This window comes from Corynebacterium pseudogenitalium (assembly GCF_024453815.1).
GTDB lineage: Bacteria > Actinomycetota > Actinomycetes > Mycobacteriales > Mycobacteriaceae > Corynebacterium > Corynebacterium pseudogenitalium.
Genome location: NZ_CP072934.1, coordinates 2,033,158 through 2,045,011, shown reverse-complemented (window position 1 = coordinate 2,045,011; position 11,854 = coordinate 2,033,158). Strand labels below are relative to the sequence as shown.

At 55.6% G+C, this 11,854-nt stretch carries 2 protein-coding genes; both read left to right on the top strand.

What is annotated here, in order from left to right:
* Window positions 1–413 precede the first annotated feature (413 nt).
* Window positions 414–5,453, top strand: a complete 5,040-nt coding sequence (locus KBP54_RS09745) for a YPDG domain-containing protein (RefSeq protein ID WP_256005588.1) — start codon at window positions 414–416, stop codon at window positions 5,451–5,453.
* 456 nt (window positions 5,454–5,909) lie between these two features.
* Entirely contained in the window at window positions 5,910–10,979 is a 5,070-nt protein-coding gene (locus KBP54_RS09740) for a Rib/alpha-like domain-containing protein (RefSeq protein WP_256005586.1), read from the top strand.
* The last annotated feature ends 875 nt before the right edge of the window (window positions 10,980–11,854 follow it).

The window sequence follows — 11,854 nt, the reverse complement described above, 5'->3', positions numbered from 1 at the left end:
TTGGTAAGAAAATTACAGTTGTTGCCTATTGTGTTTACTGCAATAGGTAACAACTTTTATATTTGCCCGATTGGCCTTAATTGTTTCGACAATTATTAACGTTTGTCTTCCAGTTTAATTGAGCTGGTCCTAATGGAACTATGTCAATGAGTTCCGTATATAGCGACCAAAATGTATCACTAGAAAAAATTACTGCATTCCACCTGCGCTTATCTGACAGTTGTAGCTCTTTTTGTTTGAGAATTAGAAAAGCCCTGTAGGGATCCTGCATTTTCCATGGGTTGATACAATTTACAGCGAGTGACTAATCGTTGACCTTTGTCTACGTCCACCACCTGCAGTTTTGTGGTTTTGCTAGACCTTGGCTGACGGGTAGGTAGTCGCATTGATTAGACCATATGGAAGGAATGTTTATGCGAGGCCAATATAAGGTACGTCGTGGCACGTCGATCGCCGCGGCAGCACTTTCGTTCGCGCTTGTTGCGCCGTTGGCGCAACCAGTCGCGTTCGCTCAGGAAAAGCCTGCGTCGGTTCAGACCACTGAAACGGCCATTGAATCTGAAGGTTTGGCAAATTCGCCGTTTACCATCTCGGGTTCTGTTCGTGAGGTATTTGCGCAGGCTAATACAAACTCTCGCTTGGCTGATTATTCCAAGCCAATTCAGGGCGCCAAGGTTTACGCGCAGTGGAAAGAGGGAAACAAAAACGTTCGTTTCTCACCGATCTACACTGCGACCACCAATGAGCAGGGCGCTTATGCGATTGAGATGAAGCCGTTCTTTGACGAGCTGAATCGCATGCGCGTATTTGAGGCAGCTGTAACTACTGGTTCGGCCGGCCTGAAAGATATTGCGGGTAACCCCCGTCTTGATGGTTGGCGGGAGCAGATTCGCGTATGGGTTGAGCTGCCTGATGGCCAGAAGGAAGAACTGCGTCTGATGGATCAGTACGCAAGTGCTTGGGCCCCGGCACAGGCTGCGGCAGATAACAACCACATGGTGTCGTGGAACAGCAACTACAGCGTTTCGAACCTCGATATTAACTACATCCGCAATAGTGAGTACACGCTGACTCAGCCACGCGGAGATTGGGCTGTTTCTGGTGAAGGCGACAATGTCGGTAACGGTCTGAATGGTTCCATCGGTGGTGTTGTGTTCTGGAACTCCGCAGTTCCTAACGGTGCGGCTGACTCGGAAACCGGTGCAATTCTGGGTGGCGGTGCCATTCAGGGTGAGCAGCGCGACCTGGTTCTCGGAGGCCAAGAGATCGTTGGTTCCTACCTCAGCGATGAGGCAATCACCGCCATCGAGACGTATGTAAAGCAGAACTTTGGTGGCAAGGATCTTCGTGGTCGTGACTGGACGATTGCGGATGAGACGAAGATGCAGGAGTGGATCAGCGAGCAGATCCAGGGAGAGCACCCAGAGTGGATTGCCGAGACTGTAACCACCAAGACTAATGAGAAGGGCGAGTACAAGCTCTACTTCAAGGGTATCTACGGTAATGCTCGTGATCGTCAGGGTATTGTTCCTGATGATAAATTCCACCAGCGTGCAGAATCCTGGTCTGAGGGACGTTGGTCGAACGGTGCGCTTGATTCCAAGCACATCAACATGGACTGGATGTACGTCGGTCCGGTGGATTTGCCGAACAACATTGGCGTGCAATCTGGTTGGCAGTTCCAGCGTTGGATGAATGGTATTGATCCGGCAACTTGGTCCGGCGGTAAGAATGTTGCTGTTGGTAAGTCTGAGGATAGGCTGGAGGACTACCAACGTGGCATGAACATCATTCTGAGCCCGGCGCCGCTGGAATTCGATGTGGTCAACTATGATTCGCAGCTGAATACGGCTGCAGCAGGTGACACCGCAGTCACTAAGGCAACCGGCATGCTCACGCATGACAACTTGAAGTACGACATTATCTGGACTGACCCTGCGGGCAATGTTGTTGCTGAGCACAAGGATCTGCCGGTAGATAACTACTCGCTGCCGTCTGCTGACTTCACCGTTCCGGAGGATCTTGCGGAAACCACCACGTACACCGCTACCCTGTGGGCGGAGGACGGCACCGGTAACCGCACTCCGCTCGCTTCGGATGCCTTCACTGCTGCGGTCAATAAGTCCCTGCCAATCGGATCCGTTGGGGAAGAGTACAAGCAGGGTGAAGAGGCGGTATCGGTTGCACCGGAACCGGCAGACGGTGTGACCTACAAGAATTTCCGAGCAGAGGGTCTCCCTGAGGGGATGGAGATTAACCCGGAGACTGGAGTTATCTCTGGTACGCCAAAGAAGCCGGGTGACTACAAGGTAGTTGTCATCAACGAGGCAGAACTTACCGTTGGTGATTCCTCTGTGACGACGGTTGAGAACTCTAAGTCCTACGACCTGCACGTTACGGACACACCTCTTGCGGATGGTGTCGTTGGTAAGCCATATGACCAGGATGTGAAGCCGCAGGGTCTCCCGAAGGGTGCAGTGGCAGAGAACATTAAGGTCGATGGTCTGCCTGCAGGCCTCGATTTTGATCCTGAGACTGGCAAAATCACCGGCTCCCCGACTGCCGTTACCCCGGAAGGTGACAACGCGCCTTCACAGGAGAACCCGAATGTGACGGTGACCTACGATATCGTCATTCCTGCTGCTGAAGAAGGCCAAGAGCCTACGGTTGTTGAGGCTGCTCACGTTGACCGTGTCCCGTTGAAGGTGACGAAGACGGAGCAGGCGGAAGAGCTCGAACCATCTTACGAAGACAAGCTCGTTACTCCGGAGAAGCCTGCAACTTCGGAGCCGACTTTCAAGGACGAAGATGGTAACAAGGTCGAAGTACCTGGAGATGCCGAATTCTCGATCCCGAAGGACTTCAAGGCTCCTGAGGGCTACGAAGTTGATATCGATCCGAAGACCGGTGTTGTGACCGTCACGGTTAAGAAGGATGAGAATGGCAAGCCTCAGCTAAATAAGGACACTGAGGAAGAGTTCGATGTCCCTGTGAACGTGAAATACTCGGACGGCTCCGAGGACAACACGAAGGCCAACTTCAAGCTCGACACTGACGGTGACGGTGTGCCTGACAAGGAAGACACCGACGATGACGGTGACGGCGTCCCGGACGCTGAAGAGAAGGGCAAGGGCTCCAACCCGAAGGACAAGGGCTCGATTCCAGCAACGCCGCTAGAGCCTTCCATCACGAATCAGAACGGTCAGTTCGAGCCTGAGTACAAGGATGGATCTGGTAAGCCGGGTGACAAGGTTACGGTTGACAAGCCTGTCTTTAAGGATAAGGACGGCAAGGAGACGACTCCGCCGGAGGGCACTAAGTTCGAGAAGGGCGAGGGTGCGCCGGAGGGTGTGACGGTCAACGAGGACGGTTCGATTACCGTTGACGTTCCTGAAAACGCCAAGCCTGGTGACAAGATCGAGGTTCCGGTGAAGGTTACTTACCCGGATGGTTCGGTTGATGAGAAGACGGTTACTGTCACCGTTGGTAACCCGGATGCGAAGACTGCTGACGAGATCGATCCTGAGTACAAGGATGGATCTGGTAAGCCGGGTGACAAGGTTACGGTTGACAAGCCTGTCTTTAAGGATAAGGACGGCAAGGAGACGACTCCGCCGGAGGGCACTAAGTTCGAGAAGGGCGAGGGTGCGCCGGAGGGTGTGACGGTCAACGAGGACGGTTCGATTACCGTTGACGTTCCTGAAAACGCCAAGCCTGGTGACAAGATCGAGGTTCCGGTGAAGGTTACTTACCCGGATGGTTCGGTTGATGAGAAGACGGTTACTGTCACCGTTGGTAACCCGGATGCGAAGACTGCTGACGAGATCGATCCTGAGTACAAGGATGGATCTGGTAAGCCGGGTGACAAGGTTACGGTTGACAAGCCTGTCTTTAAGGATAAGGACGGCAAGGAGACGACTCCGCCGGAGGGCACTAAGTTCGAGAAGGGCGAGGGTGCGCCGGAGGGTGTGACGGTCAACGAGGACGGTTCGATTACCGTTGACGTTCCTGAAAACGCCAAGCCTGGTGACAAGATCGAGGTTCCGGTGAAGGTTACTTACCCGGATGGTTCGGTTGATGAGAAGACGGTTACTGTCACCGTTGGTAACCCGGATGCGAAGACTGCTGACGAGATCGATCCTGAGTACAAGGATGGATCTGGTAAGCCGGGTGACAAGGTTACGGTTGACAAGCCTGTCTTTAAGGATAAGGACGGCAAGGAGACGACTCCGCCGGAGGGCACTAAGTTCGAGAAGGGCGAGGGTGCGCCGGAGGGTGTGACGGTCAACGAGGACGGTTCGATTACCGTTGACGTTCCTGAAAACGCCAAGCCTGGTGACAAGATCGAGGTTCCGGTGAAGGTTACTTACCCGGATGGTTCGGTTGATGAGAAGACGGTTACTGTCACCGTTGGCAAGCCGACGGATACCGACCCAGCCGACCCTTCGACAGAGCCTGAGAAGCCTACGGATCCTTCCCACGGTAATGACCTGACTTCGTTGACACCTGGCTACGACGAGGCCCATGTTCAGCCTGGTGGTAAGGAAACTGCTAAGCCAGCCTTCACTGACAATGGCGGAAAGAAGGTTACGGACCTCAAGGGCATCAAGGTACAGGACAATCCGGAGGCTAAGAGCTACCCGAAGGCAGAAGGTGCTACCGACTGGACCTTCACACCAGAAGGCGCGACTGTAACTGGTCAGGCTCCGACTATGGAGCAGCTGGCGAAGCAGTTTAACGACAGGTATGGCAAGAAGGGTAGTGAAGGCCGTACGAAGTTGACGATTGACAAGTTCAAGAAGGACTTCGATCAGGTTGCGAACCCGCTGGTTAAGTTCGAGCTCACCGATGGCAAGTCGGAGCCCAAGCCTGGTGAAGCGCAGTTCGTACTTGTTGGTAAGGACGGCAAGACGTCGATCTTGGATCCGAAGGGTGACGCTGATGGTGACGGCGTCAACAACGGGGACGAGATCTCGAATGGCTGGAACCCGTTCGATCCGAAGGATAATGGCTTTGATACCGGCAAGTGTGTGGCATCGGCTGTGGGCTTCGGTCTCCCACTGATCGCGCTGCTGCCACTGGGTCTGGCTTCCCAGATTCAGATTCCGGTTCTGAGCGATGTGGCTGCACAGGTTGATGCTCAGCTGAAGACGGTCAACACCCGTATTCAGCAGCAGGCTGGCGTCTTCAATCCGGAGATGGCACGTCAGGCTGAGCAGATCAACGCGCAGCTGCGTACCTTCGGTGCGGATCTGGGCATGGTTGCTGCAGGTATCGTGCTGATTGCTGCTGGTATCCTGGCCGGCACGGTCATCTACGACAACTGCAACCCGAATGGCCCGAAGTCCTCTGTGAAGGATCTGGAGTTGAAGGGTTCTTCCGGTAAGACGACGAAGTTGTCCTCCAAGACGGACAACAAGACTCCGGCAAAGCAAGAGAAGAAGCAGCAGTAAGAAATACACTCTGAACAGTCACCCCCTTGCGGGGGGAGGCTGGGGGCTAAGCGCTTACTGATCGCTTTCTAAGAAGAGAAAAGCTGCCACCCGTCATATATGACGGGTGGCAGCTTTTTGTATTGGTACTGACAACGGTCGCTGTTAGTTCTGGGAATCTTCGTCTTCGCAGGTGACGTACATATGTCTACTAATTATCTATACAAACAATTACATGTGCACTATAGGACAATCGTCCTAGCACTGCCTACCTGATGGATTCTTAGAGTTTGAAACATATCGGTGTCGCAAAATCCTGGAATGGAATAGGCCTAAAGGTCTATTAGAAGCGCAGACCATTCATTGTTATTCTTTGATGACTGTAAAGCACGTAGCGCCTGTGTTTGTGCCTAAAGATCGGTGAAAAACACGGCGGTGCGACTACATGTTTCAAATCAAGGAATGAAAGGAATTGTTGTGCGAAGCTCCTACAAAGTTCGTCGTGGTACCTCGATCGCTGCGGCAGCACTTTCGTTTGCGCTCGTTGCGCCGCTGGCGCAGCCGGTTGCGTTTGCCCAGGAGACCGCTGCGGCGGTTGCCGGCACGGACGCTAATGTTGACGATGCCGTCAAGGATAAGAAGGTTCCGAACGCCATCTACACCAAGGGTGGCTGGCGCGATTATGGCGGCTACCACGGCTACGCGTACATCAATAAGGACGGCCGACATGACGACCTTTCGGCGAACAATGAGCCGTTGAAGGGCAATGTTATCTACCTGCAGTACGTCACCGGCAAAAACGAAGTTTCCCCGGTGTTCTACACCCTGACCGACTCCGAGGGTCGCTTTTCCTTCGACTTGACCCGTAAAGTGACTGACCGGGTCGGCGCTCCTGCGTTCAACCTGGCTGGCGCCAGCAAGTTCAAAGTCCGTGTGTGGGGCGAAAACCCAGACGAGAATAAGTACTCCGTCGTTGCAGCCGGCGACATGAACTCCGGCCGATACACCACGCGCACGAACCGCGTCCAGGAATCCTGGAACTTTACCGCCGGCCCGGCTGGCTCCCGCATTACAAATGGGCGTTTCGTGCTTGAGGAGAAGCCTGCGCAGGTTGATTGGCTGGCGAAGCCGGAGTCTGAGTGGACCCGCGCACTTGATGGCCAGACCGGTGAGCCAACCGTTGATGGTCAGTTCCCAGACTATGGTGCGTTTGGCACAATTAAGAGCCTGCCTGCGCCGAACCAGTCGATGGTGTGGTGGGAGAACGGCGAGGATGCAGGTTCGCTTCCGGGGTACTACAAGTACCAGACAGGCCAGGGGGATCGCGCTGCCGGTGGTGTAGAGATCGTCGGCTCCTACCTCAACGATGAGGTGGCACGTCAGATTGACGCGTGGAAGAACGCGAACAAGGGCTACACTGCTGAGCAGGAGCGTGCAAACCAGGAGCGCATTATTAAGGCGTACCAGGACGAGCACGGTGTTGGATCGCACATTGCTGAGACGGTAGTGGTGCCGTCGAAAGATGATGGCACGATTTACCTGCCATTCAAGGGTACCTACGGTGCTAGCCGTGACAGGATCGGCAACGTATCGGAAGATGAGTTCGGCAAGGTAGCACCGAAGTATGAGATGGATCGAGGGAGCCGTTACGGAGCCTTCACTGGCCTTGCCATTGGGAAGCGTCGCCACATCAACACTGATTACATGTACATCTACCCGCGTATTGAGGGTCGTGATGTCAAGAATTCGGCGTTCCCGATGAACATGTTCCAAAACTACGCTGATTCTGGCACTGTAATCGCTGGTGCGAACATGAACGGCTTGCAGTTCCCGCTGATGTCCGCACAGCCGATCTTTGATATTCCGGAGTACAATTCGTACGACAATAAGGGTCGAGCTGGCTCCAAGGTGACCACGAAAGCTGCGGGTCTGATGCCGAACGCGGATTACGCAATTCGTTGGTACGCAACTGATCCCGCTGGTAACCAGACAGAGTTGGAAGGCAAAGAGTGCATCGTCAAGAGTGACGAGAAGGGCGTACTGCCTTCCTGTGACTTCCAGGCACCTGAGGACCTGAAGGAAACCACCGTCTACACAGCGGCTGTGGTAACTGTTGACCCTGCTTCGAAGAAGATGTCTGATCGCTGGGAGATCGCGGACTCGTTCACCGCTGTTGTCCCAGAGCAGCTGCCGCTTGGCTCCGCAGGTGAAGAGTACCCAGACAACAACGTCGCGGACCTGTTCCAGAAGCTGCCTGACAACCTTGCTGAGAACTCGAAGCCAAAGTACTCCGCCGATAAGCTGCCAGAGGGCCTTGAGATTGACCCCGAGACCGGCAAGATCACTGGCACCCCAACCAAGCCTGGCACCACCGAAGTGACCGTGACTCGCGAGGTCGAGGTCATGGTGGACAAGTATGTTGGTGTCACCGATGAGGACGGCAACCCGGTCTACGAGAACCCGGACGAGGAAGACCCCGCGCAGCGCATCCAGAAGACGGAGAAGTCCACTGTTGCAGAAAAGCAGCAGGAAGAGGTCGTCACAAAGATTACGGTGACGGACACTCCGCTGAAGGACGGCGTTGTTGGCGAGGATTACGAACAGGAAGTGAAGCCTGAGGGCTTCGGTCCTTTGCCACAGGGCTTAGAAATCGAGGAAGGCTCCCTCAAGGTTGAGGGACTGCCAGATGGTCTGACGTTTGAAAACGGCAAGATCACCGGCACCCCAACGACCCCGGTTGAGGCTTCTGAAGAGAAGCCGAACGTGACTGTGACGTACACGTTGGTGGATCAGAACGGTGAAAAGCACGAGCAGACCGATATCGTCCCGCTGGCTGTGAAGTCCCAGGCTGACGCCTACGACCCCAAGGGGCAGGATCAAACGGTTGAGCCGGGAGAGAAGCCGAAGCCTGAAGACTCGATTGCTAACAAGGAAGATCTTCCTGACGGCACCGAGTACGAGTGGAAGGACACACCGAACACCGACGAGCCTGGTGACAAGCAGGGCAAGGTCGTCGTGACCTACCCGGATGGCTCGAAGGAAGAAGTCGACGTCACCATCCATGTGACCCAGGATCCGACCTCTGTCGACGAGTCTGGCAAGAAGGCTGTCGACCCGACCGACGACAAGCAGGACACCGGCGTCAAGATCGTCAACCCTGACGAGGAAACCAAGGTTTCTGCGAAGGACGAAGATAGCAAGGACATCCCTGCCGAGATCGACGAGAACGGTAACGTCCATGTCACCCCAGGTGAGGACGTTGATGGTCCGATCACGGTAGTCATCGAGGACCCGGATCTGCCTGGCGGCAAGGTCGAGGTCGAGGTTCCGGTCAACGGCCACGAGAAGGGCAAGGACGACAACGGTTCGGACACGAAGCCGGAAGCGCCGAAGACCACGGTTGACGAGTCTGGTAAGCAGCCTGTCGATCCTTCCGATGAGAAGCAGGACACTGGCGTCAAGGTCAACAACAAGGACGGCGACACCAAGGTCATTGCTAAGGATGAGGACGGCAAGGACATTCCGGCCGAGATTGATGAGAACGGCAATGTTCACGTCACCCCTGGCACCGACGTTGATGGACCGATCACGCTGACCATCGAGGACCCGGATCTGCCTGGCGGCAAGGTCGAGGTTGAGGTTGAGGTTAAGGGCCACGAGAAGGACCGTGATGACAACGGTTCGGACACGAAGCCGGAAGCCCCGAAGACCACAGTCGACGAAACTGGCGCAAAGCCTGTCGATCCGACCGATGAGAAGCAGGACACTGGCGTCAAGGTCAACAACAAGGACAAGGACACCAATGTCACTGCTAAGGATGAGGACGGCAAGGACATCCCGGTCGAGATCGATGAGAACGGTAACGTTCACGTCACCCCTGGCACCGACGTTGATGGTCCGATCACGGTGACGGTCACCGACCCTGACCTGCCTGGTGGCGAGACTGAGATCGAGGTCAAGGTCAACGGTCATGAGAAGGGTCGCGATGACAACAACTCTGACTTCAAGGTTGATGATTCCGGCAAGAAGCCGGTCGACCCGACCAACGAGAAGCAGGACACTGGTGTCAAGGTTCAGAATCCTGACAAGGACACCAAGATCTCCGCGAAGGACGAGGATGGCAAGGACGTCCCGGTCGAAATCGACAAGGACGGTAACGTTGTCGTCACGCCTGGTGAGGACGTTGATGGCCCGATTACGGTGACAATCGAGGACCCACGTCTTCCTGAAGGCAAGTCTCAGGTTGAGATTGACGTCAATGGCCACGAGAAGGGTCGCGACGACAACGGCAAGGCAGAGACCAACGTCAACGCTGACGGCAAGAAGCCCGTCGTGCCGAACGGAAAGGAGCAGGACACCGGCGTCATCATTAACAACAAGGATGGCGACACCAAGGAGTCTGCAACCGACAAGAACGGCAAGGACGTGCCGGTCCGCGTCGGCGACGACGGCAAGGTCTACGTCACCCCGGGCAAGGACGTCGAAGGCCCGATCAACCTGGTCGTCGAGGATCCGGACCTGCCTGGTGGCAAGTTCGAAACCGACATCACGGTAGAAAAGCCACAGGACTCAGGCAGCGAAGAGCAGAAGCCAGGCACGGACGACCAGAACGACCCATCCGAGGGCAACAAACTCGGGGACAACGTTGTGGCGTCCTACCCGGACACCAATGTCCAGCCTGGTGGCAAGGACACTGCCAAGGTTCAGCTGAACAAGAAGGATGGCGAGAAGGTCGGAGAGGCCGTCGATACGCCGGAGGGCACGACGGCGACGATCACCGACCGCAAGGGCGGCGAGCTGCACGGTGCGAAGTGGGACATCAACGTCGTGGATGGCGCCGCTGATATCACCGGCCAGGCACCGTCGCCACAGGAACTGGCAGAGGCCTTCAAGAAGAAGGATGCTAAGACCTGGGACGAGTTTGTGAAGGAGTTCGCTCCGCTCGCAAACACCTCCGTAGAGGCAACGGTAGCGAACAGCACCGGCGAACAGACCGGCGTGAAGGCTTCCTTCGCGCTGGTGGATAAGAACGGTAAGTCCATGCTGGACCCGAACGGCGACATTGATGGCGATGGCATCAAGAACCGTGACGAGTTCAACAAGGGCCTCAACCCATTCGACGCCACCGACGGCAAGGTCGACGCCGGCCGCTGCGCCGCATCCGCTGTGGGCTTCGGTCTGCCGCTGATCGCGCTGCTGCCACTGGGTCTGGCTTCCCAGATTCAGATCCCTGGCCTGAGCGACTTCGCCGCACAAGCAAGCGCTCAGCTGCAGGCTGCGAACACCCACATCCAGCAGCAGGCGGGCATCTTCAACCCGGAGATGGCACGTCAGGTTGAGCAGATCAACGCACAGCTGCGTACCGTCGGTGCGGACCTGGGTATGGTTGCTGCGGGTATCGTGCTGATCGCTGCTGGCATCCTGGCTGGCACGGTCATCTACGACAACTGCAAGCCTGGTGGTCCTTCGTCTTCGGTCAAGGATCTGGAGCTGAAGGGATCCTCCGGCAAGACAACGAAGCTGTCTTCCGAGAAAGAACAGAAGTAAAGAACACGTTTAGCCCGCAGTGACCTCTCGCGGGTGACCGCGAGTTCAACGCTTACTGATCGCTCTTTGTACAGTGAAACGCTGCTGTCCGCCTTGTATGGCGGGCGGCAGCGTTTTGCGTTGTTGGTGGGCGTGGAAGGCGAGCCGGTGTCGGATCCGAGGGGCAATGCAAGTAGAGCCGGTTTTCGACTATCGATAGATAGGCGAAGTCACAGAACTCTGCCGACCTATTGGCGTGAGTTTGACTTGTTTGTCAGTTCGCGGTATTTGATAGGTTGAGCCCAATTCCGGTTCGCTAAAGAATTGTTTTCGTTTCCCGGTCATTGGCTATGTCTACCCGGACCACCAAATCGGACATGTACGCCGTCTACCCCCATCGAGGTGAAGGCTAGATAACATACTGCTATGGTGGGGGTATCACGACTAGCCGTCATTTCCGATAAGGAAAGGCGGCTGGTTCTCTTTTTGCCCCTTACGTCGTGGCAAGGAGGATGAAGCCCCGAAGCCCGAAATCGACAATCACCTTTCGAAATAATTTTCCGTTGTGGTTGACTGTTAGGGCCACGGGTTAAACGCTTACTTGCCATTTTTCGTTGCTCCTGGCCGCGAGAGATAGGGATTGTTCCCCGGTCATTTTGCAAACCGGGAACATTCTTCGTGGACAGGCGTCGCTGCCTCGGGAAATGAAAGCGTTGGTCGACCGGAACCGGCCCCTAACACCAAATGGTTCCCGGCCGCGGGAACTTTTTGCCGGCCACTGCATTGGGGCTTGTCGGTGCCGGGCCAGCGATCCAGCGGCCACCCACCGCCGCAAGTGAGACCCAGCGCCAAAAATCAAAGAAATGTGAACTGGACCCCATTTGTCCGCCCGCGTG

What these genes read in the sequence shown, in the direction of transcription:
- KBP54_RS09745 (WP_256005588.1), top strand. Translation starts at nt 414, where the DNA reads ATGCGAGGCCAATATAAGGTACGTCGTGGCACGTCGATCGCCGCGGCA.